The following is a 26,254-nucleotide window of genomic DNA, read 5'->3' as shown; positions in this document are numbered from 1 at the left end:
GCGGCGTCCTGTCGCAAAGTGGGACGGCGGTGCGCAGACGCCGGCGGCGAGGCTCGGCCCCACTCTCCAGCCCGGAAGGACGCCTTGATGACGCTCGGCCACGCACGCAAGATGTGGGCGCTCGACTGCCCGACCCTCACCGTCGACGCCGCCACGCTCATGTACGGCCTGTCGGGGATGATGACCATCCCGATGCCGTCGTTCCTCATCGAGCACGACCGCGGGCTGGTGCTCTTCGACACCGGCATCGCACCCGAGTCGATCACCGACCCGGCCGGCGTCTACGGGCAGGAGCTCGCCGACGGCCTCGGCATCGGCGGCACGCCCGACCAGGCCGTCGACAAGCAGATCGAGGCGCTCGGCTACAAGACCTCCGACGTCACCCACGTCATCGCCTCGCACTTCCACTTCGACCACTCCGGCGGCACGCACCTGTTCCCCGACGCCAAGCACTACGCGGGCGCCGGCGAGCTGGCCTTCGCACGGTTCGCGACCCCCATCGCGGCGTTCTGCTACATGCCGTGGCAGATCGAGCGCACCGCCGGCTTCGACTGGCGCGAGCTGCCCGGCACCGACGTCGACCTGTTCGGCGACGGCTCGCTGGTGATGCTCTCGCTGCCCGGCCACACACCCGGTGAGCTCGGGCTCAAGGTGCGCCTGGCCAACCGCACGTTCCTGCTCACCGGGGACGCCGTGCACCTGCAGCAGGCGCTCGACCTCGAGTACCACTTCCCGATCGACTGGGACACCCGCGTCGCCCTCGACTCGTTGCGCCGCATCAAGCGGATCGCCGAGGCCGAGGAGGCCACGATCTGGATCACGCACGACCCGGGCCACTGGGCCGACCACAAGCCCGCGCCGTACTGCTACGACTGAGCGCGCCGGGAGCCGACCACCATGAGCATCCTCGTCGACTACCGCTGCTCCGCGTGCGGAGAGCGCGCCGAGCACTGGGCGCCGAGCCCTCCTCCTGCTGCCGTGCCCTGTGCCTCGTGCGGGGCCGAGAGCCGGCGGCTGTTCGCCGCGATCGGCCTGTCGGGCACCCGCGCGCCCGTGGACGCCGTCCCGCGCTCGGCCGGCTCGGCCGGCCGCGGGCCGACCATGTGCCAGCAGTACCCGCAGGTCCCGGGGCTGTGCCACATGAGCGACTCCGCCGCCCGCATGTGGGTCGCCAAGGCCACGAAGAACTCGCGTGCCGTCGACCGCGAGCAGGAGCGCCAGGAGAAGGCGGCGGCGGTGAAGGCGCCGACCATGGCCGACGCGATCACCCACCACCACCACGAGAAGCCGGCCGCCGCCGCCACGCCCCACGGCCTCTGAGCTTGTCGAAGGGCTCGTCGCAGGCTCGTCGAAAGGCCCTGATGCGGAGGCCGTCCGTCCGCGAACCCGGCTAGGTTCGCGCGCATGACGACCTCCTGGCTGGACCCCCGCCATGGCTGAGTTCGGCGCCGACGACCTCAGCGGCTCGACCTTCGACTGGACCGACCTCAGCGGCTCGACGTTCCGCGCGGCGTCCCTGAGCGACGTGACCATCCGCGGCACCGACCTGCACCGGGTGAGGATGCGCGGCGTCGAGCTGTACGACGTCGACATCACCGGCGACGTGCAGGGGCTGCGCATCAACGGCATCGACGTCACCGACTACCTCGGCGAGCAGATGCGCCTGCGCCACCCCGACCTCGAGCTGATGCGGCCCGACGAGCCCGCCGGGTTCCGCGAGGCGTGGACGCTGCTGGAGTCGCAGTGGGGCGGCACGGTCGAGCGCGCCCGACGTCTGCCGCTCGAGCTCCTGCACGAGCGGGTCGACGAGGAGTGGTCGTTCACCGAGACCCTGCGCCACCTCTCGTTCGCCACCGCCGCGTGGGTGCTGCGGGCCGTCGAGGGCGACCCCGCGCCGTGGCACCCGCTCGACCTGCCCTGGGACGAGGCGCCGTCCGACCGTGGGTTCCCGCGCGACCTCGACGCCCGTCCGGGCCTCGACGAGGTGCTCGAGCTGCGCCGCTCGCGCCAGGCCGCGGTGCGGCGGGTGATCGAGGGACTGACCGACGAGTCCCTCGCCGCCGAGGTCACCCCGCCCGACGACGGCAGCTGGCCCCCCGCCCGCCCCTTCACGGTGCACCAATGCGTCTCGATCGTGCTCAACGAGGAGTGGTGGCACCGGCAGTACGCCGAGCGCGACCTGGCCGTGCTGGAGGGTGACGCCACAACACCTGTGGATGAATGACACACTCTCGCCGCGTCGGCCTAGAGTCGTTCACGGATGTCGTCCCGGACCGTCAGGAGGTTGACCGTGGACCCGATCACGACGCCTCTCCTGACGGCACGCGACGCCGCTCGTCATCTCCGGATGCCCGAGTCGACGCTGGACTCCTGGATCGTCGACAGCCCTCGTCGTCCCTCGCTGATCCACGCGGTGCAGCCGGAGCGCCGCGGTTGGCCGCGGCTGCCGTTCATCGCCGTCATCGAGGCATACGTGCTGCGCTCGCTCCGAGAGCTCGGCGCGCCGATGGACCAGGTGCGTCTGGCCGCCGAGACAGTGCGGCACGAGCTGGGTGACGAGTACGCCCTGGCCAGCAAGCGGATCGCCACCGACGGGGTCGACGTCTTCGTCCGTCTCGCCGACGAGTCGGTGCTCCAGGTCAAGCACCGGCAGCTCGGCATCCGAGAGGTGCTCGCCGACTACCTGACCTACGTGACCTGGGACGACGACGGACGCCCCGTTCGGCTACGCCTGAGCCAGTACCCCGAGCAGGCGCCAGTGATCCTCGATCCACGGTTCGGGTGGGGTTCGCCCGTGCTGTCCGAGTCCAAGGTCCCGGTCGACGCGGTGCTGAAGCTCTGGCGCAACGGCGAGCCGATGTCGGAGGTGGCCGCCGAATACGGCCTCAGCACCGACGTGGTCGAGGGTGTCCTCCGCGCCGCCTCGGCCGCCTGAGTTCTTCCTCGAGCGCAGCCTCGGGCGGCTCACTGCCGAGGACCTCCGAGCGGCCGGTCACACGGTCCACACCGTCTACGACCTCTTCGACGACGACGGCGCTGACGTCGCCGACGAGGAATGGATCGAGTACGGGTGTTCACGAGGCTGGCTCTGCCTCACGAAGGACAAGCGGATCCGCTATCGCGCCGACGAGATCGGGGCGTTGCGCGATGGCCACGTCTTCTGCCTGGCCGACGGCAACCTGGCGCGTCGAGAGGCGTCGCAGCGACTGGTCGAGGCCGTGCCGGCGATGATCCGCGGATCGGACCGACACGCGGTTGGCTTCTGGCACGTCTACGCCGGCGGCTCGGTTCGGCGCATGTGGCCCCGCGACGCCGTCTGAGTCAGCCGATCGCCGGCGGCCAGCGGTGGCGGCGCCAGTCGTCCCAGGTCACGAACCCGGCGGGTGCGTCATCGACCGGCTCGGTGTCGTCGAGCTCGCCGCGGGTCGGCGGCTCGAACGCGGCCGTCCAGGCCGCCAGCTCGTCGTCCGACATCGGCCAGGTGGTGCCGGGTGCCTCGGCCTCGCGGGCGTCGAGGCGGCGACGCTGCTCGGCGACGTCGAGCGTGGCGTGCCACAGGACGACGTCCGCGCCTCGGTCGTGCGCGGCCTGACGAAGCGCCGAGCGCTCGTCGCGGCTCCACAGCCCGAAGTCCAGGACGACGTCGACCCCCAGCTCGAGCGCGCGCAGGCCGACGTCGATCAGCCGGCCCTCGATGACGTCGCTCGCCTGGGGCGGGTTGCGGTCGCCGTAGAGCGCACGCACCCACTCGTCCTTCGTCAGCCGCAACGCCCCGCGCTCGACCTCGAACCTCCGCGCCGCCGTCGTCTTGCCGACGCCCGGGAGCCCGACGGTGAGGAGCAGGGTCGGACGCCGCACGCGGCCATCATCGCGGAGCGACTCAGAACAGGCTGCCGACGTCGTCCATCAGGTCGGTGGCCATCGCGGTCCAGAACAGCAGCGGGGCGAGCGCGACCACGACCATGAAGACCAGCGCACCGACGACGGGGCGGCCGCGCACCACGTGCAACACCCAGCCGACGAACGCCGCCGGCACCACGAAAGTCGCCGCGGTGGGCAGCTGCCACAGGCACCACGCCACCAGCGCTGGGTAGGCGACGAGCCCGACGAGCCGGATCCGGAGGTCGGCACCGCGTCGGCGGCCGCCGAGATGGTGTCGCCGCACGTCCTGGATCGGCAGGTGGCACGAGCGGCACGACGCGGCGGACGCCGGCACGTCGTCCCGGCAGAGCGGACAGGTGAGGGTCTGGCTGTTGAGCACCGGCATGTCGGGCCCATCGGTACGACGTCCGGCCCGCTTGAGCCGGCCGGGGGTGAGTGCCGGGGTGAAGGCATCATCGGGGAGCGACAGGAGCACCAGGTGCGCCTGGCGCTCCCCTACGTCGGTTCGCCCCAGTCAGGCCACCAGCAGGCGCGCGCCGAGGTCGAGCTCGTCGAGCTCGAGCAGGTGGCCGTTGCGCTCGTGCCAGGCGCCCGAGTCCAGGTCGGCGCGCAGGCGCTCGACGGCGCGCTGCTCGACGTCCGGGCCGACGGCGCCCCACACCGAGATGGCGCGGCGGACCCGTGCGTCGAGGTAGGCCTCCGGTCGCCGCCAGTAGGCCTCGTACAGCCCGTCGGCGCAGTCGCCCGGCACCGGCACCGGCCGCACCTCGGCGTCGAGGACGTCGGCGGCCAGGTCGGTCAGGCGGTCGAGCGTGCGCACCCCGGGCAGGTCATGCAGCTCGGGGAGGTAGTCGCGGGTGAGCCAGAAGTGGTCGGCCTCGCGGGTGTCGAAGGCGAAGACCACCACGCGGCGCGCCACGCGGCGCAGCTCGCGCAAGCCGGCCTCGGGATCGGACCAGTGGTGGAGGGTGCACACCGCCATCGCCGCGTCGAAGGCACCATCGGCGAACGGCAGCCGCTCGGCTGTGGCCCCGACGCACGGCGCCGCACCGGCCGGGCGGTTCGAGCGCATCAGCGCCGACGGCTCGACGGCGACGACGGCGCGGTCGGCCGGCTCGTACGAGCCGGTGCCGGCGCCGACGTTCACGACCGTCCGGGCGTCACCGAGGGCCGTCCAGATGGGACGGGCGATGCGCGGGTCGGTGCGCCGCGTGGCGGGGTAGCCAGCGCCGATCGTGTCGTAGAGCTGGGTCGTCGGCACCCGGTCATCCTCGGCGCATGGGCGACCCTCCACAAGGCCGCGTGAGGTCTTGTTATAGAACATGTGTTCTACTATCATCGACGTATGGACCTTGAGGCGAGCGACCTCGACGACCGGCGACGCCGGTGGCTCGAGGCTGTCCTGCCGCAGGGCCGCACGACGGTGGACGACGCCGCGCGGGTCGACCTGATCCGCGCCATGGAAGAGCTCAAGTCGACCCTCTGCGCGCTGCAGGGCGACCTCGCCGTCGACCTCGACGCCTCCCAGCGCGCACAGCAGGCCGAGCGCGGCGAGCGGGCCGAGCGCCGTGGCGGGGGCGTGGCGGCGCAGATCGGGCTGGCCCGCCGCGAGTCACCCCACCGGGCCCAGGTGCTGCTCGGCATGGCAAAGGACCTGCGCGCCGAGCTGCCCCATACCCGCGCCGCCCTGCGCGAGGGCCGGCTCTCCGAGCACCGCGCGCGCATCGTCGTCACCGAGACCTCCGGCCTCGACCCCGCCGACCGGGCGCGGGTCGACGCCGAGCTGTGTGCCGACCCCGACGCACTCGAGGGCGTCGGCACCCGCCGGATCGAGAGCCTCGCCCGCGCCGCGGCGCAGCGGCTCGACCCCGCGTCCGCCGTCCGCCGCGCCCGCCGGGCCGAGGGCGATCGCCACGTCACGATCCGGCCGGCGCCCGACACCATGACCTACCTGACCGCCCTGCTGCCGGTCGCGCAGGGTGTGGCGGTCTACGCCGCGCTGCGGGCCGCGGCCGACAGCGCCGTGGCCACCGGTGCGGCCGGCGAGCGGGGGCGCGGCCAGCTGATGGCCGACACCCTCGTCGAGCGGCTCACCGGTCGCGGCCGCGCGGACGACGTCGACGTGCAGGTCGCCGTCGTCGTCTCCGACCGCACGCTCCTGGGCGGCGGCACCGAGCCCGCCACCGTGCCCGGTCACGGCCCGGTGCCGGCCGAGATCGCCCGCCACCTGGTCGCGCACGCCGTCGACCCCGACACCGACGCCACCGCGTGGGTGCGCCGCCTCTACGCCGACCCCGCCGGCGACCTGGTCGCCCTCGCCAGCGCCCGCCGCGTGGTCAACGAGTCGCTCGCGGCGTTCCTGAGGCTGCGCGACCAGGGCCTGTGCCGCACCCCGTGGTGCGACGCGCCGGTCCGCCACGCCGACCACGTCGAGCCCGCCGAGACCGGTGGCGCCACCTCCGCCACCAACACCCAGGGCCTGTGCGAGGCGTGCAACCACGCCAAGCAGGCGGTCGGATGGCGACAGGGTGCCGGTCCACCGCTGCGGGTCGGCCGACATCGCGTCGTCACCATCACCCCCACCGGGCACACCTACGTCTCAACCGCCCCCGCTCCCCCGCGCCCGGCGCACCCGCCCACATCCCGGTCACCGATGGAGCAGCGGTTCGCGCGTCTGATCGCTCAGGCCTGCTGAGGCGCCGGCCGCTCGACCCCGAGCGCGCGGTAGATCTCCGTGGACGCCGCCTGGTAGCCGGTCGAGAACGCGCCGGCCCGGAACGCCTCGTCCGACAGGAAAGCCGTGACGACCTCCGAGCCGTAGTCGGCGAGGGGCGTCGGGCAGACCTCCTCTTCGCCCCCGCCCTCCAGCCGGGCCCAGGCGCCCCGCTCCACCGCGGCGTCGTGGCGCAGTCGTCCGTAGCTCGAACGGTAGAAGTCACGCAGCCCGTCGAGGTAGTCGAGCATCGTCTGGACGTGCTCTCGCACCGGCGACCTCAGCAGGTGCACGTCGCGTTCGACGAGGTGGAGGTGCGCCCGCGCCGCGATGATCTCACCGAGGCGCTCCATGAAGGTGGACGGCGTCGGGTGGGCCTGCAGGTGCAGACGAACGACCTGCACCGTCTCGAACGCGGCCTTCAGCTCGCGCAACGAGGCCGTGAGGCCGCGCGCCCGCTCCTCCTCCCTGGAGCGCCGCGCCGCCCGACGCGTCAGGTGCGCGGACAGCCCACCGGTGATCAGCAGCGCGCTCGTGAGCGTTAGGCAGAACCGGGCGAGCTCGGCGCGCACGTCGACGTTGTCGCCGACGCCGCTGAACAGCAGCCCGGCGGCCGTTCCCAGCACAACGACCGCGAGCGCGAGGACGACCCACCACACGTACGGCGTGGTCTTGTCGGCCGAGCCCGTCGCGGACATGCGCGCAGTATCGCCACGCCGCCGCCCGCGCGGAAGGCCCGATCGTGCCGCCTACCGGATCGTCCAGCCCCCGTCGGCGACGAAGGCGGCGCCGTGGCTGAAGCTGGAGTCCTCGCTGGCGAGGAACAGGGCGAGGTTGGCGAGCTCTTCCGGCTGGGCGTAGCGGCCGGCGGGGACGCTGTTGACCGAGTCCATGACGGCGGCCTCGCCGGCGGCGAAGAGCTCCTTGGTCATGCCGGTCTCGACGGCGCCGGGGCAGATGCAGTTGACCCGGATGCCCTGCTGGCCGTAGTCGAAGGCGAGCTGGCGGGTCAGGCCGAGCACGCCGTGCTTGGACGACGTGTACGCCGTCCCGCCGCCGCCGGCGACCAGGCCGGCGATCGAGCAGGTGTTGACGATCGTGCCGCCGCCGGCGTCCAGCATGGCGGGCAGCAGGGCGCGGGTGACCCGGTAGACGCCGGTGAGGTTGACCCCGATGATCCGGTCCCACAGGTCCTCGTCGGTCTCGAGGATGGGCGCGTAGTCGTCGAGGATCCCCGCGTTGTTCATCAGCACCGTCACGGCGCCGGCCAGCTCGGCGGTGCGGGCCGCGGCGGCCTCGACCGAGTCGCGACGGGAGACGTCGACCTCGACGACGTGCGCGGTGCCGCCGTCGTTCTCGACCTCCTTCGCCGCCAGCGCCAGGCTCTCGGCGTTGAGGTCCCACAGCACGACCGTCGCGCCCTCGGCGGCGAACCGCCGGGCCGAGGCGAGGCCGATGCCGGAGGCGCCTCCGGTGATCACTGCGGTGCGTCCGTCGAGCTTGCCCATGGGTGAGCCGCCTTTCCGTGGTGGGGAGGTTCCGGGAGAACAGGGAGGTCAGGAGCGCGCGAGGCGCCGCCGCACCAGCCCGCGCAGCCGGGCGATGCTCTCGCCCGAGCTGAGCAGCGCCAGCAGGGTCAGCACGCCGGCGAAGACGAAGCTGCTGCCGTCGTCGAGCGCCAGGACCGTCACCAGGCTCTGGCTGAGCGCGAGGATGCTGGCGCCGATGGCGGCACCGACGAGCGAGCCGTGGCCACCGGCCAGCGCGGCCCCGCCGAGCACCGGCGCGGCGATGGCGAGCAGGGTGTAGGAGTTGCCGGCGTTCGGGTCGCCCACGCCCACCTGGGCGGCGAGGATGACGCCGGCCAGGCCCGCGATGGCCGCGCACAGCACGTAGCAGAGCGTGCGCAGCCGGGCGGCCGGGATGCCGAGCCGGCGGGCGTAGAGCCCGTTGAGCCCGACCGCCCGCAGGCGCAGGCCGCCGCCGGTGCGGCGGAACCACACGTCGGCGACCACCAGCAGCACGAGCAGCACGACCAGGGACGTCGGGATCGGCCCGACCACGCGCAGCATCAGCTCTTGCGCTAGCACCGGCGAGATCAGCCCGTCGGCCGTCGGCCGCATGATCAGCGCGATGCCGGAGACGACGCCGAGCGTGGCGATGGTGGCGATGACCGGCGTGATGCCGACCTTCTCGACCAGCAGCGCGTTGACGCCGCCGACGGCCACGCCGAGCAGGATCGCGACGCCGAGCGAGGTGAGCATGACGCCACCGGTGCTGCCCGGCGAGCCGTCGGCCCCGACGGCCGCCCACTCGCTCATGAGGACCACCGAGAGCGTCATCACCGCCCCGACCGAGACGTCGATGCCGCCCACGAGCAGCACGAAGTACTGCGCGGCGGCCACCGCCACGAGCGGGAGCGCCAGCAGCGCCACGTTGTAGATGCCGGGCTGGGTCAGGAACGTGTCGTTCCTCGACTGCGCGAACAGCGCCAGCAGCACCATGAGGACGACGAGCGCGGCCAGCCGGATGCTCTCGGCGGTCAGCGAGCGCCGCAGCCACGATCGTCGCCGCACCGGGCTCGGCGCGTCGGAGATGCCGGCGGCGGCCTCCTCGCCCACGACGTCGCCGTCGGCGGCCAGCTCGTGCTCGACGGCGAACGCACCGACGATCGACTCCTCGGTCGCGCCCAGGCCGGCGAGCTCGGTGGTCACCTTGCCGCGGCTCATCACCAGGATGCGGTCGCACAGGCCGGCCAGCTCGGAGGCGTCCGAGCTGACCACCACGACGGCACTGCCGCTGTCGGCGATGGCGCGCAGGAAGCGGTAGATGTCGAGCCGCGAGCGGACGTCGACGCCCTGCGTCGGCTCGTCGATGAGGACGACGGTCGGCTCCATCGCGAGCACCCGCGAGAGCGCGACCTTCTGCTGGTTGCCGCCCGACAGCTCGGTGGGCAGCTGCCCGGTGTGGCCGACCCGGATGCGGTAGCGGTCGACGGCCTCGTCGACGAACTCCCGCTCACGCCCGAGGCGGACGACGCCGCCGCTCGACAGCGAGCCGAGCACGCCCAGGCCGATGTTGTCGCCGATGGTCAGGCCGCCGAACAGCGACTCGTTGCGGCGGTCCGAGCTGAGGTAGACCATGCCGCGGTCGACGGCGGAGCCGTACGAGCGCACCGCCTTGCCGCCCACCTCGACCCGACCGCCGTGGTCGTCGATGCCGGCCAGGCCCTTGAGCAGCGGCAGCTGCCCGTTGCCGTCGGCACCGGCCAGGCCGACGATCGTGCCGGCCCGCAGCTCGAGGTCGATCGGCCCGTAGCCCAGGCCCTCGAGACCGGACGCCGTCAGCACGACGTCGCCGCCGGCGTCCGGCTCGCGGTCGGGGAACTCGAGGTCGACCCGCGTGCCGGCCATCAGCTCGACGAGCTTCTTCGGCGTCGTCCCGGAGGCGTCGTGGGTGCCCTGGAAGCGGCCGTCGCGCAGCACGGTGACCCGGTCGGCGACCCGCATCACCTCCGAGAGCCGGTGGGTCACGAACAGCACCGCGCTGCCGGCGGCGGCCACGCGCCGCATCAGCTCGAGCACGATGTCGACGCCGTGCGAGTCGAGCGCCGAGGTGGCCTCGTCGAGGATCAGCACCTTCGGCTCGCAGGCCACGGCCCGCACGATCTCGACCAGCTGGCGGTCGCCGGGCGGCAGCGTCGAGGCGCGCAGCGTGGTGTCGATGTCGAAGCCGTGGGAGTTGAGCAGGTCCTGCGCCCACGACACCATCTGCCCGAACTTGGGCCGGTGGCTCGCGGGGGTGCCGAGGTAGAGGTTCTGCGCCACGGACAGGTCGCCGATGAGCGAGCCGTCCTGGAAGACCGTCACCGCGCCGTGCGACTGCGAGACGGCGGGACGCGCGGCGGTGACCGACCGTCCGCCGATGCTCAGCTCGCCGCGGTCGCGGGCCACGGTGCCGCTGACGATGCCGACGAGGGTCGACTTGCCCGACCCGTTCTCGCCGACGAGGGCGTGGATCTCGCCGGGGGCGAGCTCGAGGCCCACGTCGTCGAGGGCCTGCACGGCGCCGTACCGCTTCGACAGACCCGACGCCGTGAGCAGCGGCGCCCCGCCCGCGTCGCCGGCGGCGCGGTCGCGGACGGCGGTGGTGGAGTGGTCGGACACGGTCGGCACCTCTCGTGCGCAGGTCAGGCGGGTCTGGCGGGTCTGGCGGGTCTGGCGGGTCTGGCGGGTCTGGCGGGCACTGCGGTACGGCGCGGGGCCTGCGACGGAGCAGGCCCCGTGCCGGGGGTGGCGGCCGACCGGGGGCGGGTCGGGCCCCACCCCCGGCCGGGGCAGGGGGCTCTCAGCCGTCCGAGAGCATCCGGGTCATGACGTCGTCCGGCACCAGGGCGCTGGGGCCCGGGTAGTCGTCGGGGCGGTCGGAGAGGTAGTAGCCCTTCTCGGCCTTCACGAACGGACGGGGCACGATCACCACCGGCTCGACCTCCTCGCCGGCGAGCTGCTTCATCACCGCGGTGACCGACGCCCGGCTCTCCCAGGTGAGCGCGCTGGTGTGGTAGAGCGGGAACTCGTCAGGAGTGCCGAGCTTCTCCTCCCAGACCCGCGCCATGCCGTTGTTGCTGGTCCAGGTGATGATCGCCGGGATCTTCTTGTCGGCCTTCGAGTAGGCCTCGACGACCTGCGGGATCGGGTCGGCGTAGTCGTAGAAGATGGCGCCGTAGTCGGTGCCCGAGCTGACCAGCGCGGAGCCGGCGTCGAAGGCGCCGGCCAGCGTCCAGTCGGTGTCGACCTTCTGGCCGATCTCGACGCCGCTGGGCAGCGAGTCCTCGAGGCACTTGTTCCAGGCGGCGCCCTGCGGGTTGCCGGGGGTGCCGTTGAGGATGGCGAGGTCGCCGGTCAGGCCGAGGTCGTCGACGGCGACCTGCTCCATCTCCTCGCCCATCGCGCACACGTCGCCGGTGATCTGGTTCGACAGCGAGTCGGCCGGCGCGTCGGGCGTGGGGCCGACGTACGTCGAGATGACGGCGCCCTGGGCCTGCGCGGCCTTGAAGGCCGGCAGCGCGGCGGTGCCGAAGTCGTTGTAGCTGACGATCGCCTTGGCGCCCTGCGAGCTGAGGCTGCGCACGTTGGCCAGGAAGGTCGGCAGGTCGGCGTTGGCGTCGGTGAAGATGATCTTGCCGATGTCCGGGTAGGTCATCGCCTGCAGGATGATCTCCATCTTGGCGACCTTGCGCCACAGGTTGCCGCCGAAGCCCTCGGCGATGCCGAGCGTGGTCTTGCCGTCGCCGATCTCGCAGGTGGTGGCCTGCCAGCACTCGAAGGCCTTGTCCTTCTGCTCGGGCGTCAGCTCGATGGCGGCCCGCTTGAGGGCCTCCTGCACCGTCGGGTCGAGGCTGTCGAGGCTGATGTCGGTGGTGCCGAAGGCGAGGTCGGCCATCTTCTGGGCGTCCTCGTCGGAGACGGAGTCGAGGTCGACGACCGACTCGGCGGCGGCGTCGTCGCCACCTCCGCTGCCGCCGGAGTCGCCGCCGTCGACCCCGGAGGAGCCGCAGGCGGCCACGCCGAGGACGAGCGCGCTCAGGCCGGCGGCGAGCGCCGTCGTCCTGCCTGCTCGAGTGCCGCCGAGGCGACGCGATGACTTGCCCATGGGATTACTCCTGCTTCTCTCGGTCAACGACCGGCTCCTCGCTGGAGCGGTCCTGGTGGTGGTTGTCGCCGCGCCGGGACGAGCCCAGCGACCAGCGGAGGCTCTTCGAGGCGACGACGAGGGTGAGCCCGACCCCGAGGACGAGGCCTTGGAAGGCGAGCGAGACTCCCGAGGAGTAGCCGCGCACGCGGAGGACGTGCTCGAGGACGACGAGGAAGACGGCGCCGAGCACGGTGGCGGCGGGTCGGACCCGTCCGCCGGTGAGCGCGGCCCCGCCGAGGACGACGGCCACGATGGGGGTCAGCAGGTAGGGCTGGCCCAGGGTGAGGTCGGGGGTGGCGATCTGGCCGGCCAGCAGCACCGCGCCGATGCCGACCACGAGGGTGCCGAGCACCCAGGCGGTGATGCGCTGCCGGCTGGCGGCGAGGCCGGCGGCCTCGGCGGCGGGCCGCGCGACGCTGCTCGCGGCGAGCCGGCGTCCGGCGGTGGTCATCTTGAACCAGGCCGCGACCAGGGCGGCGACCACGAGCGCGAGCAGCAGGATGATGCTGACCTGGCCGAACGAGCTGCGGGCGAACTGCGAGAGGTTCTCGGGCACGTTCGAGATCGAGAGCACCGGGCCGCGGTAGATGCGGGTGGCGCCGGCGATCAGCTGCCCGGTGGCGAGGGTGACGACGAGCGCGTTGAGGCGGGTGATCTCGACCAGCAGGCCGTTGACGAGCCCGATGGCCAGGCACACCAGCAGCGCCGTGACGACCGCGCCGACGATCTTGCCGTCGTCGCCGGCGGCCTGCTTGAGCACGATCGCGCCGACCAGGGTGGTGGTCGAGGGGATGCTCAGGTCGATGCCGCCGGTGCCGATGATGAAGGCCTGGCCGAGCGCCATCAGCATCATCACGCCGATGGTCGGCGTGAGCGTCGACAGGCTGGCCTTGCTGAAGATCTGCACGTCGAGCACGAGCAGGCCGACGAGCACGAGCGCGACGTTGGCCAGCAGGATGCCCTGGCCCGGCACGCGCAGCGGACGGCGCCGGCGACGCTCGACCGGGGTCTGGGTCGCGGGCTCGGTGACGGTGGTCATCGCGCCGTCCTCCTCTGGCGTGCGGCCTGGCCGGGGGCTCCCGGGTGATGGGAAACGTAGGAAGCGGCGCGTCGGCGGGGTTGTCTCGCTTTGAGACATGGGTCACTGGGACGACGCACGCGACACCCCCGCCTCATCGGCCCAGCACCCGCTCGCGGCGCGCCACCAGCTCGTCGAGCTGCGTCAGCATCTGGTCGGCGGTCGGGGCGACGAGCGCGACGTTGACGTGCGCGACGCCGTTGGCCCGGTAGGCCTCGAGGTCGGCGTCGTCGCACGAGCCCGGTGCGACGCCGACGGGCACCGTGTCGGGGTCGCGGCCGGCCTCCTCGACCAGCGCCCGGAAGCGTGGGATCGACTCGGTCAGGTGCGGGTCGTGCACCGGCGGCGTCGGGTACCAGACGTCGGCCCAGGCCGCGGCGTGCTTCATCGTCAGCGGTCCGGAGCCGCCGAGGTAGACCGGTGGCCCGGGCGTCTGCACCGGCTTGGGCCAGCACCAGCTCGGCGGCAGGCTGACCAGCTCGCCGTCGTAGGAGGCGACGTCGTCGGTCCACATGGTGCGCATCAGCTCGACCTGCTCGCGCACCTTGCGGTGGCGCGTCGTCCAGTCGACGCCATGGGTGGCGAACTCGTCGCGGTTCCAGCCGAACCCGACGCCGAAGGCGAACCGGCCGCCCGAGAGCCGGTCGACCGAGGCCACCAGCTTGGCGGTGTGGACGGCGTCCCGCAGCGCGAGCAGGGCGATGCCGGTGCCGACCTGCAGCCGGGTGGTGGCGGCGGCCGCGAAGCTGCACGAGACGAACGGGTCGTAGGTGCGCTTGTAGAAGTCGGGCAGCTCGCCGCCGCCGTAGGAGTCGGGGTAGTCGGTCTGGCGCCCCACGGGGATGTGGCTGTGCTCGGGGAAGAACATGGAGTCCAGGCCGCGGTCCTCGATCTCGCGGGCCAGCGGGCCCGGGTCGAGGTCGAGGTCGGTGGCGAAGACGTAGACGCCCAGCTTCACCGGGCTCACCTCGTTCCGGGGTCGGTGCCGTGATTGGTGTCGGGATCGGTGGCCGGGTAGGGGCGGGCGTGGAAGCTGCCGTCGATCGTGATGCCGCCGTCGACGCGCAGCACGGCGCCGGTGACGAACGAGGCGTCGTCGGAGACCAGGAACGCCACCGCGCCGGCGATCTCGTCGGCGGTGCCGAAGCGGCCGAGCGGCGTCCGGTCGAGCAGGCGGCCCTCGTCGAGGGCGCCGGAGGCGAAGCCCGAGCGCATCAGCGTCGTCTCGATGTAGCCGGGGGCGACGGCGTTGACGCGGATGCCGTGCGGGCCCCACTCGGCGGCGAGGGTGCGGGTCAGGCCGAGCACGCCCGACTTCGTGGTGCTGTAGCCCAGGCGCTGCGGCAGGCCGAAGGTCGAGCCGACGGAGGCGAGGTTGACCACCGCGGCGTGCTCGGAGCGCGCGAGGTGGGGGAACCCGGCGCGGCTGCACCGCATGACGCCGCCGAGGTTGACGGCGAGCTCGCGCTCCCAGTCGCCGGTGTCGATCTCGGCGGCCGGACGACGGCTGATGATCCCGGCGTTGTTGACCAGGACGTCGAGCGGCCGGCCGTCGAGGCGCTCGAGCGCCGCCGCGACGTCGGCGTCGCTGGTGACGTCCATGGCGAGTGCGGTGGCGGCGGGGCCGAGGCCGGCGGCGGCGCGCTCGGCCGCCGCGCCGTCGACGTCGCCGAGGAGGACGTCGTGCCCGTCGGCCACCAGGCGGGTGGCGACGGCGAGGCCGAGGCCCTGGGCGCCGCCGGTGACGAGGGCGGTGCGTCGTGGCTCTCGCGGCATGGCCGGACGCTAGGCAGCGCCGTCCGGCGGTCGATGTCCCGAACTGCGACAGCGGTGGGACGCGCGTGCGTCACAGACTCGCGGCATGAACCGTCTGGAGGGCAAGAGGGCGCTGGTCACCGGCGCCGGGCGCGGCATCGGACGCGCGATCGCCGAGGCGTTCGCCCGCGAGGGCGCCACCGTGCTGGCCACCGGCCGCGGCGAGACGTCGGACTACGGCGACCTCGGCGAGCACGCCGGACGCGTCGAGTGGCACCAGCTGGAGGTCAGCAGCGAGGACGACTGGGCGCGGGTCGTCGCGCACGCCGTCGAGACCCACGGCGGCGTCGACGTGCTGGTCAACAACGCCGGCATCATCACCTACGACCTGCCGCACGAGGTGACGCTCGAGGACTGGAACCGCGTGCTCGCGGTCAACCAGACCGGCACCTGGCTCGGCATGCGGGCGGTCGTGCCCGGCATGCTCGCCGCCGGCGGCGGGTCGATCGTCAACGTGTCGTCGATCTGGGGCAACGCGGCCGTCGCCGGCGCCCACGCCTACCACGCCACGAAGGGCGCGGTGCGCACGATGTCGAAGAGCGCGGCGATCACCTACGCCAAGGACGGCATCCGGGTGAACTCGCTGCACCCCGGCTTCGTGATCACGCCGCTCACCGAGGCGCAGGACCCCTCGATCAACGAGTACGTCGTCTCGCAGACGCCCATGGGCCGGGCCGGTCAGCCGGTCGAGATCGCCGCGGGCGCGGTGTTCCTCGCGAGTGACGAGTCCAGCTTCATGACAGGCTCCGAGCTGGTCATCGACGGCGGCTACCTGGCGCAGTGAGCCCCGCTCAGCCGCGCGCCTGCTCGGTCGGGAACCCGTGGTGCAGGCACCACACGACCGCCTGGGGCCGGCTCTTGGCGCCGATGCGCCGGTAGGCGCTGCGGATGTAGGTCTTGACCGAGTTGATGCTCACGAACAGCGTCTCGGCGATCTCCTGGTTCGTCATGCCGGCGGTGATGAACCGCAGCACGTCGACCTCGCGCGGCGTCAGGCCGACCTCGTGGCCCAGCCGCGGGGTCGCGGCCGGCGCGGGCCGGCCGATGCGACGGCGGGCGACGTCGACGGCGTCGAGGATCTCGCCGACCTCGGCGGCCAGCGTCACCATCGCGTCGCCGCCGCGCGTCATCGCGAGCGCGCCGAGGTCGGGGCGCAGGTCGCGCGAGAGCACCAGGACGGCGGTCTCGGGCAGCGCCACGAGGACGTCGAGCCGACGGCCGTCGTCCTCGGTGAGGCCGATGCTGTCGTAGAGGACCACCTCGGGGCGCAGCGCGCTGGCGTCGGTGGTGAACGGGGTGAGCTGCACGCGATCGGGGTGGCGCACCATCAGCGCGGCGAGGCCGGCGCGCACCACCGGCTCGGGGCTGACGACGGAGACGACGGTGGCGGTCCGGGGGCGTGCGACGGGGGCGAGGCGGAGGCCGGTGGGCAGGTCGACGGAACGGCCTGCGGGCTCGGCGTGGACGGTCATGTCACCCGGTCCCCCACCCCCGGCCTTTCATGCGTTCGGGGGCTGGCGCCAGGCGTGGACGGGTGTAAAAGACCCGTCGGCCGCGGTGAGCAGCTCGGCCAGCACCTGCGCCGACTCGTGGACGCCGACCGCCCCGGCCCCGCGCAGCTCGGCCTCGCCGATGCCGCCGGTGAGCACGCCGACGCACGGCACGCCGGCGTCGCGGGCGGCGGCGACGTCCCAGACGGCGTCGCCGACCAGCACGGCCGCGGCGTCGCCCACCGACGCGAGCGCGGTGGCCACCAGCTCACCGTCCGGCTTGCTCTGCTCGGCGTCAGAGCCGGTGATCACGCGGTCGAGCCGGTCGGCACCGTCGACGAGACCGAGGAGCCGGTCGGTGAGCGCCTGCTCGCTCGAGCTGGCCAGGACGACGGTGACGCCCCGCTCGGCGAGCGTGGCGAGCAGGGCCGAGGCGCCCTCGGCGGGGCGGATGCGGCCGAAGAGCCGGTCCAGCTCGGCGGGGTGGAGCTCGCGCAGGCGGTCGCCGTGCGCCCGCTCGACCTCCTCCCCCGCGACCTGGGCGACCAGGCGGTCACCGCCCATGCCGATGGCGCGGTGCACGCGGTGGGTCGGCACGGCGACGCCGACAGCGCGGAACGCCGCCTGCCAGGCGAGCACGTGCACGGGCACGGAGTCGACGAGGGTGCCGTCGAGGTCGAGGACGACGGTGCTGGGCGGGGTCACGCCCGCCGGTACCCAGCCGCGTCAGTCCGACGACGGTCGAGGTGCGAGGAGCCCTGGCGACGAGCCTCGAGACCCCCGGCCGTGGTCGGCCTCGCACCTCGACCAGAGTGTGCTGGCTCAGGCCGGCTCGGCCGCCGTCCACGGGTCGGCGTCCGGGCCGAGGCCGTCGCGCAGCTCGCGGTAGATGCGGGTCAGCCACCGCGAGACCTGCATCTGCGGCACGCCGAGCTCGTCGCCGATCTCGCGCTGGGTCTGGTCCTCCACGAAGCGCAGGTAGAGGATGCGGCGGTCACGCTCGGGCAGGCGGCGCACCAGCGGCTGCAGCATGGCCCGTGCCTCGACCGCCTCGTCGGGGTCGTCGTCCGCCGTGAGGCCCTGGCCCAGGGTCAGCTCGGGCGAGCCGGCGACCGGCTGGTCGAGCGACGGCGGGTGCAGGCAGCCGAACGCGGCCACGGCCTCGTCGTGCTCGGCGGCCTCGATGCCCAGCGACGCGCACACCTCGGCGGTCGTCGGCTCGCGGCCGAGCTCGAGCGACAGCTCGTCGATGGTGCGGTTGATGCGCCACTGCAGGTCCTGGATCCGCCGCGGCGGGCGCAGCGTCCACGACAGGTCGCGGAAGTAGCGCAGGATCTGGCCGCGGATCGTGGGGACGGCGTAGGTGAGCAGGTCGTGGTGGGTCGTGTGGTCGTAGCGCTGCACGGCCTTGGTCAGGCCCTCGCAGCCGACCTGCTCGAGGTCCTCCAGCGGGACGCCGCGGCCCCGGTAGCGCGCCGCGACGGCGTGGGCGATCCGGACGTTGATCGTGACGACCTCGTCGAGGATGACCCGACGCTGCGCGGGGTCGTCGGTGCCGGCCGCTCGCGTGAGCAGCTCGGCGGTGAGGTCGGAGCGCTCGGCGCGGCTCAGCCGCTCCGAGCGCGAGGACGAGAAGGTACTGGGACGCACGAGTCACCACCTGCGATTGCAGCGGGACTTGCCGTGGTCTCCAGCAAGCGGGTGTCTCGACGTTAGCGGTCCAGACCGGCCCTGCACTCATTCCTGGGGGTGGCGGGGGGGGCAGGACCGGTCAGACGACGTCCGGGCTAGGGCCGGAAGACCGTCTTGACCATGCCGTCCTCCTTGTCGCGGAAGGCGCGGTAGGCCTCGGGCGCCTGCTCGAGCGGCAGTCGGTGGGTGGCGAAGTCCTCGACGCCGAACACGTCGTCGTCCTGGTCGAGCAGCGCGAGGATCTCGTCGCTCCAGCGCCGCACGTTGGCCTGGCCCATGCGCAGCGTCAGCTGCTTGTCGAAGATCTGGAAGAGGTTCATGGGGTCGGCGGCGCCGCCGTAGACGCCCGAGACCGACACGGTGCCGCCGCGGCGGACGGCGTCGATGGCCAGCTCGAGGGCGTAGAGCCGGTCGACGCCGGCCTTCTGCTGCACGACGGCCTGCACCGCCTTCGGCATCAGCCGCATCGCCTTCTGCGTCATCTCGGCGAACCGCGAGCCGTGCGCCTCGAGGCCGACGGCGTCGATCGCGGCGTCGGTGCCGCGACCGCCGGTCAGCTCGCGCACGGTGGCGGCGACGTCCTCGATGTCGAGGTCGAGGGTCGTGGCGCCGCGGGCGGCGACCCGCGCCAGCCGCTCGGCCACAGGGTCGACGACGATCACCTGCAGGCCACGGCGCAGCGCGATGCGGCTGGCCATGTCGCCGATCGGGCCGGCGCCGAGGACCAGCAGCGACCCGCCGTCGGGCACGTCGGCGTACTGCACGGCCTGCCAGGCGGTGGGCAGCACGTCGGAGAGGTAGAGGAAGCGCTCGTCGGGCGGGCCGTCGGGCACCTTGATCGGCAGGGTGTCTCCGAACGGCACCCGCAGCGCCTCGGCCTGCCCGCCGGGCACCTGGCCGTAGAGCTTGCTGTAGCCGAACAGCGACGCACCGGTGCCCTGGTCGCGGTTCTGGGTGGTCTCGCACTGGCTCTGCAGCCCCTGGCCGCACATCCAGCAGGTGCCGCACGCGACGTTGAACGGGACGACGACGCGGTCGCCGCGCTTCAGCGTCCGCACGTCGGCGCCGACGTCCTCGACGACGCCCATCGGCTCGTGGCCGACGACGTCGCCGGGGGTCATGAAGGGGGTGAGCGGGTCGTAGAGGTGGAGGTCGGAGCCGCAGAGCCCGGTCGAGGTGATCCGCACGACCACGTCGGTCGGTTGCTCGATGCGGGGGTCGGGCACGTCGGTGACCTGCATGTCTTCGCGGCCTTGCCAGGTGACAGCTCTCATATCGTCCGGTACCCCTCGCCGCGACGTCCGGCGCGCCCGTTCGGGTGGTCGGCGGGTGGTCGGCGGCTGATCGGCGGGTGGTCGGCGGGTGGTCGGCGGCTGAGTCAGCGGCGGCGCAGGCGGGCGTGCCACAGCGCGGCCCGCGCGGCGTTGGCCCCCGCCGAGCCGTGGACGCCGCCGCCGGGGTGCGCCGAGGCCGACGCCAGGAAGAGCCCTCGGACGCCGGTGCCCGCCCGGCCGAGCAGCGCCGGCACCGGGCGGAACAGCAGCTGCTGGTGCAGCTGGGCGGTGCCGCCGTTGAGGGCGCCGCCGATCAGGTTGGCGTTGCGTGCCTCGAGCTCGTGCGGGCCGAGCACCCGCCGCGACCGCACGCGGGAGCCGAACCCGGGCGCGAGCCGCTCGAGCCGCGCCTGAATGCGGTCGCCGAACCGCTCGAGGTCGTCGGCGTCCCACACCCCGCGGACGACGCCGCCGGCCGGGTCGTCGTCGGCGGCGGCGTCGCCGACCAGCCGGTCGGGCTGCGGCACGTGGGTGTAGGCCCACAGCGACTCGGTGCCGGCGGGCGAGCGGGTGGGGTCGGACGTCGTCATCTGCCCGGCCAGCAGGAACGGGTGGCGCGGCACCAGCCCCACCTCGACCTCGGCGAGCGAGACGGTGAGGTCGGCCACGGAGTCGGCCACGTGCACGGTGCCCGGCGCGTGGGGCGGCGGCACCGCCCACGGCACCGGTCCGTCGAGCGCCCAGTCGACCTTGACGGTGCCGGGGCCGGGGTCGAAGCGGCGCATGCCGCGCACCACGGACGACGGCAGGTCGACCTCGTCGACCAGGCCGCCGAACAGGTGCGGGGCCGCGACCGCGGCCAGCACGGCGCGGCGGGCGCCGAGGCGCGTGCCGTCGGCGGTGACGACGCCGACCGCCCGGCCGCCCTCGACCACGACGCGCCGCACGGCGGTGCCGGTGGCGACCTCGCCGCCGGCAGCCTCGAGCCGGCGCCGCAGCGCGCGGCTCAGCTCGCCGGCCCCGCCGCGCGGCACCGGGTAGCCGACGGTCTGGCCGAGCATCGTCAGCAGCAGCCCGAAGACGCCCGACCCGGCGCCCTCGATCGGCAGGTCGGCGTGGCCGGCGTTGCCGGCGAGCAGCAGCCCGGGGCCCGGCCCGCCGAAACGGTCGCGGCCGAGCGTGGCCACCGGCATCAGCAGGTCGCGCACCAGGTCGAGGCCACCGACGCGGGGCAGCCGCGCGAGCATCGAGGCTCCCGCCCGCAGCGGCGGGTACGGACCGGTGACGGCATCGATCAGCGCCGGGCCGATCACGTCCCAGGTGCGGCACAGCTCGTGCCACGCCTCGCCGTCGCCGGCGTGCTGCTGCTCGAACAGCGCCGCGGTGACGTCGCGGTCGCGGTGCAGGATCGCCCACGGCGCGTCGGGCCGCGGGTGGCCGAGCACCGCCGGCGCGTGCTCCCACACCAGGCCGTGGCGCTCGAGGTCGAGGCCGCGCAGGGCGGCCGAGGCGACGGCGAGCGGGTAGAAGGCGCTGAAGGTGTCGTGCACGAAGTCGGGGTCGTGGCCGCGGTCGCTGCGCACGGCGCCGCCGACGTCGTCCTGCTCCTCAAGCACGAGCACCGACCAGCCGGCGTCGGCCAGCCGGTTCGCGGCGACCAATCCGTTGGGCCCGGCGCCGACCACGACGGCGTCGTGGCCGCCCCGCTCGCGGGCGCTCAGCGCCGGTTCTCCACGATCAGGGCCAGCCGCTTCAGGCTCTCGTCGTTGCGCACGGCCAGCTGCACGTCGCGCAGCGGCTTGGGCACCAGGCGGCCGGGGCCGGCGACGGCGTCCTCGTGCAGGACGACGCGGGTCGTGCCGCCCGCCCGCGGCTGCAGCTCGATGAGCACCTCGGCCTCGCCGGCGGGCCAGCCGCGGGCCCGCAGCCGCAGCCGCTCGTGCTCGCGGGACTCCAGCACCGAGGTGGTGTCGTCGACCAGCAGCGGCCAGGCCCCGGCGGAGTGGTGCAGCCGGGCGCCGACGCCCGGCCAGTCGGCGTCGACCTCACGCATCCGGGAGGCTCCGACCACCCACAGAGCGTAGAGCCAGCCGTCGGCCAGCACTGCCCACACCCGGGTGGGATCGGCGTCGATGTCACGGTGACGGGTGCTCATGCGCGCCGGTACCCCCTCCTCCGCGCGCGACCCGTCGTGGTGCGCTCAGATCGGCGGCAGGTCGGCGAGGGTCGGCCCACCGGTCTCGGGCGCCTCGTGGGGCAGCTGCACCAGGTCGAGCACGTGCTGGGCGACCGTGCCGGGCGCGGCCACGACGTGCAGCTCGATGCCCTGGTCGGCGGCTCGCTGCCGCGCGTCGAAGAGCACCTGGACGCCGGCGCTGGCGAGCAGCGTGAGGCCGCTGAGGTCGGCCACCACCCGGCGGTGGCGGCCGGCCACCAGCCGCATCAGGCCGATGCGCAGGTCGTCGGAGCCGGCCAGGTCGAGGGCCCCCGAGGCCGTGAGCCGCGGCCCCTCGACCACCGTCGTCAGCTCGTCGGACGCCGCGGTGGGCAGGTCGGCGGGGTCGACCGGCGTCGCGCCCTCGAGCAGCACGACCTCGCGGGCGACGGCCAGCTCGAGCCGCACCGTCGTCCCGCCGGGGCCGGTGTGCAGCGCGACCCGGTCGACCAGCTGGGTGGCCATGGCCAGGCCGCGCGCGCCGTGCTCGTGGTCGTCGAGCGCGTGGTGCGGGCGGTCGACCGGCTCGCGCCAGACCCCGCGGTCGGTCACGTCGACCTCGACGACGCCGTCGGGGCGCAGCCGGGCGCGCACGTGCAGGTCACCGGGTCCGTCGGGGCGGCCGCGGTAGGCGTGCTCGACGCCATTGGCGACGCACTCCCCCACCGCGTGCTGCAGCGCGAGGTCGTCCATGGCGCGCACGGCCAGCGGCTCGAGCCACCCGCGCAGCCCGCGACGCACCTCACGCGAGGCCGGGGGCTCGGCCGGGACGACGAGCTCGAAGGGCGCGAGCACCGGGACCCGCTGCGTGGCGACGAGCGCGATGTCGTCGACGAACCCGGTGCGCCCCACCAGCAGCTCGATGGTGCGCTCGCCCACGCGGTCGGCGACGGGCACCGCGGCGGCGGGAGGGGCGGCCATCACGCGGGACGCGGTCTCGGCGAGCTCGACCGTCGCGCGGGTGGGCGCCACCCCGGGCCGCTCGAGGATGCCGTCGCTGTAGAGCAGCAGCAGCTCGCCGTCGTCGAGGTGGTCGCGCCGGACGGCGAACCCGCCACCGCTCGCGAGGGGCGCGGCGCCGCTCGGCTGCAGGAACCTGGGACCCTCGTCGCCGAGCACCAGCGGCGGCGGGTGGCCCGCGGTGCAGTACTCGAGGTCGCCGGTGACCGGGTCGAGCACCACCACGACCACGGTGGCGGCGTGCGCCTGCGGCAGCCGACGGGCGAAGCGGTCGAGGGCCGCCACCGCGGGGCCCAGGCCGTCGTCCGCGTGCAGGCGCTCGGCCAGCACCGCCCGCAGCTGGCCCATCAGGGCCGAGGCGGCGACGCCGTGACCCACCACGTCGCCGACCACCAGCGCCACGCGGTGGTCGGGCAGCAGCACCTCGTCGACCCAGTCGCCGCCGGCGGCGGAGAGGTCGTCATGGCCGACGACGTAACGCGCGGCGCTCTGCAGGCCGGGCACCACCGGCAGCGCGGGTGGCAGCAGGCTGTCCTGCAGCAGGCGCACCAGCTCGCCGGCGTCCTCGTCGTGGCGCGCGGCGCTCGACTCGACCTCGGCCCGTCGACGCTCCCGCACCTCGAGGGTGACGTCGAGGCCGTGCGCGACGACGCCGCGGACGCGCCCGTCGTCGTGCAGCCACGGCGAGAGGACCAGGGTGACCGAGCGGCGTCGGGCGGCGCCCGCGTCGTCGCCGTGCTCGCCGGGGTGCTCGCCGGGGTGCTCGCCGGGGTGCTCGTCGCCGTGCTCGCCGGGGTGCTCGGCGGGGTGGTGCCGCAGGGTGCGGGTCGTCCCGGTGCGCATCACCTCGCCGAGGAGGTCGGTCGACTCGGGCCCGAGGACGTCGGCCAGCGTGTCGCGGTAGGCGCGGCCCACCAGCGGGCGCCCGCCGCCCACGAGGTCGACGAGGGCCGGGCTGGCGGCGGCGACGACGAGGTCGGGACCCTCGAGCACCAGGCTCAGCGCGCCCGAGTCGCTGAAGGCGGCGGCCACGGCCTCGGGTCGGCCCAGGTCGTCCCGTCGCTGCGCCATCCCTCGACGCTAGCCGCCCCCGCGGGGTGAGGCGGGTCGGCCTCGCCGCGCACGCACCCCGACATCGCGCCTCAGTCACCCGGGCGGGCCCCCGGTTCACCCGTTCGCGCAGCGCCGCACGGGGGACCGGGACGCATGTACCTCCACACCGACCAGCTGATCAACGAGATCGTCGTCGACGAGCCCGACCCGGCCGCCGCCAACGCCCTGCAGGAGGGCCTGAGCGGGCAGTTCGGCGAGATGCGCACGATGATGCAGTACCTGTTCCAGGCCATGAACTTCCGCGGCGACCCGTCGTCCAAGCCCTACCGCGACCTGCTGCAGGGGGTCGGCACCGAGGAGATCAGCCACGTCGAGCTGATCGGCACCACGATCGCGCGGCTGCTCGACGGCTCGCCCCGCTACAACGGCAAGGCCGACGACCCGATCGACGAGCCCGGCAAGGGCGGCGCGACGCCGCTGAAGATCGCCCTCGACACCGGCAACATCCACCACTACCTGGTGGGCGCCCAGGGCGCCCTGCCGGTCGACTCGGTGGGCAACCCGTGGTCGGGCTCCTACGTCTACAACAGCGGCAACCTGCCGCTCGACCTGCTTTACAACCTCATGCTCGAGTCGACCGGTCGGCTGCAGAAGTGCCGCATCTACGAGATGACCGACAACAAGGCGGCCCGCTCGACGGTGGCCTACCTGATCGTTCGCGACCAGGCACACGAGAACGCCTACGCCAAGGCGCTCGAGTCGCTCGGCGTCGACTGGGGCAAGCTGCTGCCGATCCCGAAGACCAACGCGGAGCAGTTCCCCGAGGTCAAGCGCCTGGTCGACCTCGGTCTGCAGAGCGTGCAGTACACCTTCGACGCGGGCAACACGAGCCAGGCCGCCAAGCTCTACCGGGGCGCGTCGCCGTCCAACGACGGCACCGAGCTCACGACCGAGGTCATGCCCGAGGGGCACCCGGCCGGCATCGCGCCCGAGCGCCGCGAGGAGTTCAGCCCCGGCCTCGACCCCGAGCTGCTGGCGCTGATCCAGGCGACCGCCGAGGTCGAGCTGCGCGACGCCGACGAGACCGGGTCGTGAGGGCACCGCTCCCGGCGCCGCGCGGCGCGGTCAGCAAGCGGCTCCTCGAGAGCCTCCTCGGGGCCGAGGACGTCGCCCGCGACGTCGTCGACGACGAGTCCGGTCCCGAGCGCGACCCCGAGGACGACGCGCTCGCGCTCTTCGTGCTGCACGAGCTGCACTACCGCGGCTTCGAGGGCGTCGACGAGCGGTGGGAGTGGTCGCCCCGGCTGGCGCCCCTGCGCCACCGCCTGGAGACCGACCTCGAGAACGACCTGCGGGCACGGTGGCTGGCTTCCGGCGCCACCGTGCCCGAGGCCGGTGCCGCGGGCGGTCACGACGTCCCGACCCTGCTCGCCGAGCTCGTCGCCGCCGAGGACGGGCCGTCGCTGGCCCGCCACGTGCAGCGCCACGCCACCCGTGAGCAGGCCGAGTCGCTGCTGCGGCAGCGCTCGCTCTACCACCTCAAGGAGGCCGACCCGACGACGTGGGTGATCCCGCGGCTCGAGAGCGGCCCCAAGGCGGCCATGCTCGAGGTGCAGTTCGACGAGTACGGCAACGGCGACCCCGCCCGGATGCACCACCGGCTCTTCGAGGACGGGCTGCGCGCCAGCGGCATCGACGCCGGCTACGGCCGCCACGTCGACGAGGCGTCGACCGAGGTGCTGGAGCAGAACAACGCCCTGACGATGTTCGGGCTGCACCGGCGGCTGCGCGGCGCGGCCATCGGCCACTTCGCCGCCTTCGAGGCCACCAGCTCGGTGCCGTCCAGGCAGCTGTCGCAGGGCCTGGCCCGGCTCGGCTTCCCGCCCGAGATGTGCGCCTACTACGACGAGCACGTCGAGGCCGACGCGGTGCACGAGCAGGTCGTGCTGCGCGACATCTGCGCCGCGGTCGTGGCGGCCGAGCCCGAGCAGCTGGACGAGGTGCTCTTCGGTGCCTGGGTCTGTCTCGACCTCGAGACCCGCACCGCGCGGGCGACCCTGGCCGCGTGGGGGGCGGCGTGAGCATCGAGCGCAGTGAGCGGAGCGAGCGCCCCACCATCGTGCTCTGCCCCGGCGGGCCGATGCTGGTGCGGGGCGAGGCCGTCGTCCAGACCCAGGACGGCGCCACGCACCGCACGACGCGGCCGGTCTCGGCCATCTGCCGCTGCGGCGCCACCTCGCGGGCGCCGTGGTGCGACGGCACGCACAAGCTGCTCCCGAAGGAGCGGCGGCCGGACTAGCGGCCGGGGCGGGACTCAACGCGAGGTGTTGCGTCGGTGGAGTGACTCGACGCCTTCGAGCAGCGCACGGTTCGCAGCCGTACACCTTG

The 26,254-nt window shown here is 73.9% G+C and carries 27 protein-coding genes; 10 read left to right on the top strand and 17 right to left on the bottom strand.

Features of this window, described 5'->3' with window-relative positions:
- Positions 1–87: 87 nt before the first annotated feature.
- From ABEA04_RS05220 to ABEA04_RS05200, 5 genes are all read left to right on the top strand, one after another.
- Positions 88–876 carry an N-acyl homoserine lactonase family protein gene (locus ABEA04_RS05220; RefSeq protein ID WP_345455233.1) on the top strand — a complete coding sequence of 263 codons (789 nt, stop codon included), beginning with the start codon at positions 88–90 and terminating at the stop codon, positions 874–876.
- Between the two features lie 21 nt (positions 877–897).
- A complete protein-coding gene (locus tag ABEA04_RS05215) occupies positions 898–1,320 on the top strand; it encodes an FmdB family zinc ribbon protein (RefSeq protein WP_345455231.1) in 423 nt (140 codons plus the stop codon).
- Positions 1,321–1,432: 112 nt separating this feature from the next.
- The gene (locus tag ABEA04_RS05210; RefSeq protein WP_345455229.1) at positions 1,433–2,224 is read left to right on the top strand and encodes a DinB family protein; all 792 of its coding nucleotides are present in this window, start codon (positions 1,433–1,435) and stop codon (positions 2,222–2,224) included.
- A 36-nt stretch (positions 2,225–2,260) separates the two neighbouring features.
- Entirely contained in the window at positions 2,261–2,935 is a 675-nt protein-coding gene (locus tag ABEA04_RS05205) for a DUF433 domain-containing protein (RefSeq protein ID WP_345455227.1), read from the top strand.
- Positions 2,907–3,320: a PIN-like domain-containing protein gene (locus ABEA04_RS05200; RefSeq protein ID WP_345455225.1), complete on the top strand. Its 414-nt coding sequence runs from the start codon at positions 2,907–2,909 to the stop codon at positions 3,318–3,320. The genes ABEA04_RS05205 and ABEA04_RS05200 overlap by 29 nt, the downstream gene beginning before the upstream one ends.
- 1 nt (position 3,321) lies before the next feature.
- Here the strand turns inward: ABEA04_RS05200 and ABEA04_RS05195 are convergent, their stop codons facing one another.
- The 3 genes from ABEA04_RS05195 to ABEA04_RS05185 are packed head-to-tail and all read right to left on the bottom strand — an operon-like array spanning position 3,322 to position 5,143.
- Positions 3,322–3,858 (bottom strand): P-loop nucleotide/nucleoside kinase family protein, encoded by a 537-nt coding sequence (locus tag ABEA04_RS05195; RefSeq protein WP_345455223.1) that lies wholly within the window; start codon positions 3,856–3,858, stop codon positions 3,322–3,324.
- Between the two features lie 22 nt (positions 3,859–3,880).
- Positions 3,881–4,357, bottom strand: a complete 477-nt coding sequence (locus ABEA04_RS05190) for a hypothetical protein (RefSeq protein ID WP_345455222.1) — start codon at positions 4,355–4,357, stop codon at positions 3,881–3,883.
- 39 nt (positions 4,358–4,396) lie between these two features.
- Positions 4,397–5,143: a class I SAM-dependent methyltransferase gene (locus ABEA04_RS05185; RefSeq protein WP_345455220.1), complete on the bottom strand. Its 747-nt coding sequence runs from the start codon at positions 5,141–5,143 to the stop codon at positions 4,397–4,399.
- A gap of 84 nt (positions 5,144–5,227) precedes the next feature.
- Between ABEA04_RS05185 and ABEA04_RS05180 the strand changes: the two genes are divergently transcribed.
- Complete coding sequence (locus tag ABEA04_RS05180) at positions 5,228–6,577, top strand: HNH endonuclease (protein ID WP_345455218.1); 1,350 nt, start codon at positions 5,228–5,230, stop codon at positions 6,575–6,577.
- Here ABEA04_RS05180 and ABEA04_RS05175 read toward each other — a convergent pair.
- The 7 genes from ABEA04_RS05175 to ABEA04_RS05145 form a co-directional block, all read right to left on the bottom strand.
- Positions 6,565–7,293, bottom strand: a complete 729-nt coding sequence (locus tag ABEA04_RS05175) for a hypothetical protein (protein ID WP_345455216.1) — start codon at positions 7,291–7,293, stop codon at positions 6,565–6,567. The two genes, ABEA04_RS05180 and ABEA04_RS05175, sit on opposite strands and share 13 nt — an antisense overlap.
- 51 nt (positions 7,294–7,344) lie before the next feature.
- Complete coding sequence (locus ABEA04_RS05170) at positions 7,345–8,103, bottom strand: SDR family NAD(P)-dependent oxidoreductase (RefSeq protein WP_345455214.1); 759 nt, start codon at positions 8,101–8,103, stop codon at positions 7,345–7,347.
- A 48-nt stretch (positions 8,104–8,151) separates the two neighbouring features.
- Positions 8,152–10,761, bottom strand: coding sequence for an ATP-binding cassette domain-containing protein (locus tag ABEA04_RS05165; RefSeq protein ID WP_345455212.1), 2,610 nt, complete (start codon positions 10,759–10,761; stop codon positions 8,152–8,154).
- Between the two features lie 181 nt (positions 10,762–10,942).
- Positions 10,943–12,247, bottom strand: coding sequence for a substrate-binding domain-containing protein (locus ABEA04_RS05160; protein ID WP_345455210.1), 1,305 nt, complete (start codon positions 12,245–12,247; stop codon positions 10,943–10,945).
- 4 nt (positions 12,248–12,251) lie between these two features.
- Entirely contained in the window at positions 12,252–13,328 is a 1,077-nt protein-coding gene (locus ABEA04_RS05155; protein ID WP_345455208.1) for an ABC transporter permease, read from the bottom strand.
- Positions 13,329–13,461: 133 nt separating this feature from the next.
- Positions 13,462–14,325 (bottom strand): LLM class F420-dependent oxidoreductase, encoded by an 864-nt coding sequence (locus ABEA04_RS05150; RefSeq protein WP_345455206.1) that lies wholly within the window; start codon positions 14,323–14,325, stop codon positions 13,462–13,464.
- Between the two features lie 5 nt (positions 14,326–14,330).
- Positions 14,331–15,143 carry an SDR family NAD(P)-dependent oxidoreductase gene (locus ABEA04_RS05145; protein ID WP_345455204.1) on the bottom strand — a complete coding sequence of 271 codons (813 nt, stop codon included), beginning with the start codon at positions 15,141–15,143 and terminating at the stop codon, positions 14,331–14,333.
- An 85-nt stretch (positions 15,144–15,228) separates the two neighbouring features.
- On the opposite strand from ABEA04_RS05145, the gene ABEA04_RS05140 reads away from it, so the two are divergent.
- Positions 15,229–15,966, top strand: coding sequence for an SDR family NAD(P)-dependent oxidoreductase (locus ABEA04_RS05140; RefSeq protein WP_345455202.1), 738 nt, complete (start codon positions 15,229–15,231; stop codon positions 15,964–15,966).
- Positions 15,967–15,973: 7 nt separating this feature from the next.
- Here the strand turns inward: ABEA04_RS05140 and ABEA04_RS05135 are convergent, their stop codons facing one another.
- From ABEA04_RS05135 to ABEA04_RS05105, 7 genes are all read right to left on the bottom strand, one after another.
- Positions 15,974–16,654 (bottom strand): helix-turn-helix transcriptional regulator, encoded by a 681-nt coding sequence (locus tag ABEA04_RS05135; protein ID WP_345455200.1) that lies wholly within the window; start codon positions 16,652–16,654, stop codon positions 15,974–15,976.
- A 27-nt stretch (positions 16,655–16,681) separates the two neighbouring features.
- On the bottom strand, positions 16,682–17,377 hold the full coding sequence (locus tag ABEA04_RS05130; protein ID WP_345455198.1) for an HAD family hydrolase: 696 nt from the start codon (positions 17,375–17,377) through the stop codon (positions 16,682–16,684).
- Between the two features lie 117 nt (positions 17,378–17,494).
- Entirely contained in the window at positions 17,495–18,322 is an 828-nt protein-coding gene (locus ABEA04_RS05125; RefSeq protein ID WP_345455196.1) for a sigma-70 family RNA polymerase sigma factor, read from the bottom strand.
- A gap of 137 nt (positions 18,323–18,459) precedes the next feature.
- Entirely contained in the window at positions 18,460–19,605 is a 1,146-nt protein-coding gene (locus tag ABEA04_RS05120) for an alcohol dehydrogenase catalytic domain-containing protein (protein WP_345455194.1), read from the bottom strand.
- A gap of 137 nt (positions 19,606–19,742) precedes the next feature.
- Entirely contained in the window at positions 19,743–21,323 is a 1,581-nt protein-coding gene (locus ABEA04_RS05115) for a phytoene desaturase family protein (RefSeq protein ID WP_345455192.1), read from the bottom strand.
- Positions 21,324–21,355: 32 nt separating this feature from the next.
- Positions 21,356–21,793 (bottom strand): SRPBCC family protein, encoded by a 438-nt coding sequence (locus tag ABEA04_RS05110; protein ID WP_345455190.1) that lies wholly within the window; start codon positions 21,791–21,793, stop codon positions 21,356–21,358.
- Positions 21,794–21,838: 45 nt separating this feature from the next.
- The gene (locus ABEA04_RS05105; protein ID WP_345455188.1) at positions 21,839–23,884 is read right to left on the bottom strand and encodes a SpoIIE family protein phosphatase; all 2,046 of its coding nucleotides are present in this window, start codon (positions 23,882–23,884) and stop codon (positions 21,839–21,841) included.
- Positions 23,885–24,019: 135 nt separating this feature from the next.
- On the opposite strand from ABEA04_RS05105, the gene ABEA04_RS05100 reads away from it, so the two are divergent.
- Genes ABEA04_RS05100 through ABEA04_RS05090 form a run of 3 tightly spaced genes read left to right on the top strand, consistent with a single transcriptional unit; the run spans position 24,020 to position 26,165 of the window.
- Entirely contained in the window at positions 24,020–24,961 is a 942-nt protein-coding gene (locus ABEA04_RS05100; protein WP_345455186.1) for a manganese catalase family protein, read from the top strand.
- Positions 24,958–25,947 (top strand): iron-containing redox enzyme family protein, encoded by a 990-nt coding sequence (locus tag ABEA04_RS05095; RefSeq protein ID WP_345455184.1) that lies wholly within the window; start codon positions 24,958–24,960, stop codon positions 25,945–25,947. Before ABEA04_RS05100 ends, ABEA04_RS05095 begins: the two co-directional genes overlap by 4 nt.
- Positions 25,944–26,165 carry a CDGSH iron-sulfur domain-containing protein gene (locus tag ABEA04_RS05090; protein ID WP_345455182.1) on the top strand — a complete coding sequence of 74 codons (222 nt, stop codon included), beginning with the start codon at positions 25,944–25,946 and terminating at the stop codon, positions 26,163–26,165. Before ABEA04_RS05095 ends, ABEA04_RS05090 begins: the two co-directional genes overlap by 4 nt.
- Positions 26,166–26,254 lie beyond the last annotated feature (89 nt).

It is taken from the genome of Nocardioides marinquilinus (genome assembly GCF_039543705.1).
Taxonomy (GTDB): domain Bacteria; phylum Actinomycetota; class Actinomycetes; order Propionibacteriales; family Nocardioidaceae; genus Nocardioides; species Nocardioides marinquilinus.
The sequence above is the reverse complement of the archived record's forward strand: the minus strand, read 5'-3'. Positions and strand labels throughout refer to the sequence as shown.

Excerpts from the sequence above, each read along its gene's own strand:
- ABEA04_RS05215 (WP_345455231.1), top strand. The coding sequence starts at position 898 with ATGAGCATCCTCGTCGACTACCGCTGCTCCGCGTGCGGAGAGCGCGCC.
- ABEA04_RS05100 (WP_345455186.1), top strand. The coding sequence starts at position 24,020 with ATGTACCTCCACACCGACCAGCTGATCAACGAGATCGTCGTCGACGAG.
- ABEA04_RS05120 (WP_345455194.1), bottom strand. The coding sequence starts at position 19,605 with ATGCAGGTCACCGACGTGCCCGACCCCCGCATCGAGCAACCGACCGAC.
- ABEA04_RS05135 (WP_345455200.1), bottom strand. The coding sequence starts at position 16,654 with ATGACCGTCCACGCCGAGCCCGCAGGCCGTTCCGTCGACCTGCCCACC.
- ABEA04_RS05210 (WP_345455229.1), top strand. The coding sequence starts at position 1,433 with ATGGCTGAGTTCGGCGCCGACGACCTCAGCGGCTCGACCTTCGACTGG.
- ABEA04_RS05205 (WP_345455227.1), top strand. The coding sequence starts at position 2,261 with ATGTCGTCCCGGACCGTCAGGAGGTTGACCGTGGACCCGATCACGACG.
- ABEA04_RS05145 (WP_345455204.1), bottom strand. The coding sequence starts at position 15,143 with ATGCCGCGAGAGCCACGACGCACCGCCCTCGTCACCGGCGGCGCCCAG.
- ABEA04_RS05180 (WP_345455218.1), top strand. The coding sequence starts at position 5,228 with ATGGACCTTGAGGCGAGCGACCTCGACGACCGGCGACGCCGGTGGCTC.
- ABEA04_RS05105 (WP_345455188.1), bottom strand. The coding sequence starts at position 23,884 with ATGGCGCAGCGACGGGACGACCTGGGCCGACCCGAGGCCGTGGCCGCC.
- ABEA04_RS05155 (WP_345455208.1), bottom strand. The coding sequence starts at position 13,328 with ATGACCACCGTCACCGAGCCCGCGACCCAGACCCCGGTCGAGCGTCGC.
- ABEA04_RS05110 (WP_345455190.1), bottom strand. The coding sequence starts at position 21,793 with ATGAGCACCCGTCACCGTGACATCGACGCCGATCCCACCCGGGTGTGG.
- ABEA04_RS05140 (WP_345455202.1), top strand. The coding sequence starts at position 15,229 with ATGAACCGTCTGGAGGGCAAGAGGGCGCTGGTCACCGGCGCCGGGCGC.
- ABEA04_RS05160 (WP_345455210.1), bottom strand. The coding sequence starts at position 12,247 with ATGGGCAAGTCATCGCGTCGCCTCGGCGGCACTCGAGCAGGCAGGACG.
- ABEA04_RS05175 (WP_345455216.1), bottom strand. The coding sequence starts at position 7,293 with ATGTCCGCGACGGGCTCGGCCGACAAGACCACGCCGTACGTGTGGTGG.
- ABEA04_RS05170 (WP_345455214.1), bottom strand. The coding sequence starts at position 8,103 with ATGGGCAAGCTCGACGGACGCACCGCAGTGATCACCGGAGGCGCCTCC.
- ABEA04_RS05220 (WP_345455233.1), top strand. The coding sequence starts at position 88 with ATGACGCTCGGCCACGCACGCAAGATGTGGGCGCTCGACTGCCCGACC.